The 1,379-nt window shown below is 67.2% G+C and carries 2 protein-coding genes; both read right to left on the bottom strand.

Annotated features, from left to right (window positions below):
* Nucleotides 1-620 (bottom strand): cellulose-binding domain-containing protein (locus JOD27_RS44355; RefSeq protein WP_204768423.1); only part of this gene is annotated, 620 nt, incomplete at its 3' end.
* A 60-nt stretch (nt 621-680) separates the two neighbouring features.
* Nucleotides 681-1,379, bottom strand: a 699-nt coding sequence (locus tag JOD27_RS46335) for a cellulose binding domain-containing protein (RefSeq protein WP_204768422.1), incomplete at its 5' end; no start/stop codon positions are given.

The following is a 1,379-nucleotide window of genomic DNA, read 5'->3' as shown; positions in this document are numbered from 1 at the left end:
GTGCCGGTGATCGCCGCGATCCGATCGATCCACACCCCGGTCGGCTGGTTCGCCACCCTGCTCCCACCCGGCTCGGCAGCCGCCTTCGCCGACCAATCCGGGTTCACATACATCTTCGCACCCACATACGGGTTGTCCACCCGTGTGCCGGGGTTCGGGTTGCCTGACGTCGTCGTTGTGGTTGTCGTGCTCGTGGGCGGTTGCTGGCCGGTACAAACCGTGCCGTTGAGCGAGAACGACGCAGGATCGGTGTTGGTGCCGGTGTAACTGCCGTTGAACCCGATCTCCGTCGACCCGCCCGTACCCAGGTTGCCATTCCACGACATACTCGTCGCGGTCACGTTCGCACCCGACTGCGACCAGGTGGCGCTCCAGCCCTGGGTCACCTTCTGCGAGCCGGGAAACGTGAACTTGAGCGTCCACGACGACATCGCGTCGCCGAGGTTCGTGATCTTCACCTTGCCGCCGAAACCGCCACCGCCCCAGTTGTTCGCGGTGTAGTCGACGCGGCAGCCGGGGGCTGCGCCCGCGGGTGCGCTCAGTGCGAACCCGACCGTGGCGACGGCGGTCGCGAAGGCCACGCCCGCCGACGCCCACTGCCTTCGTCCGTTGAACTCCATTGTCCCGGACCTCCTGTCTTTCAGTGCTGTTCGACCTCGACGAACGTCAGAAGTGCCCTCTCATGCCGTGGAGCAGGCGGAACCGTTGAGCGTGAAGGACGCCGGATCGGTCACCGCACCGGTCGTGTTGGCGTTGAACCCGAAGTTCACCGAGCCACCCGCCGGCACGTCGGCGTTGTACGACGCGCCCTTCGCCGTCGCTTTCCCGTTCACCACGGAGATCGTGGACGACCAGGCCTGCACGAGCGTCTGGCCGGCCGGGAAGTCCCAGACGAGCTGCCAGGCCCGCACCGCCTCCGTGCCGGAGTTGGTGATCTTCACGCTGGCCGTGAAGCCGCCGTTCCACGTGCTCGGTCTGGTGTAGGACACCGAACACGTGCCGGTGCTACCCGTTCGCACCGCGACGCTCGGCGACGCCGGTGAAGCGTTGCCCGCCGCGTCCAGCGCGACCACGGTGAAGGTGTAGTCGGTGTTCGCGGTGAGTCCCGTGACCGTGGCGGAGTTCGTGGCCGAGGTCGCCACCACCTGGGTTCCGTTCTGCACGCGGTAGCTCGTGACGCCCTGGTTGTCCGTGGAGGCGGGCCAGTCGAGCTTCACGGAGCTGCCGGTGATCGCGGACGCGACCGGTGTTCCCGGCGCGGTGGGCGGTTGCGTGTCCGGTACACCGCCGCCGAACTGGACGTCGGAGCAGCTGTAGAACGCCTCCGGGCTGTCGGAGCGCTGCCAGAGCGAGTAGATGATGTGCCTGCCCGACTTGTT

Source organism: Lentzea nigeriaca, assembly GCF_016907955.1.
Classification (GTDB): Bacteria; Actinomycetota; Actinomycetes; order Mycobacteriales; family Pseudonocardiaceae; genus Lentzea; species Lentzea nigeriaca.
Note: the sequence above shows the minus strand (reverse complement) of the source record. Positions and strands in the feature narration are given on the sequence as shown.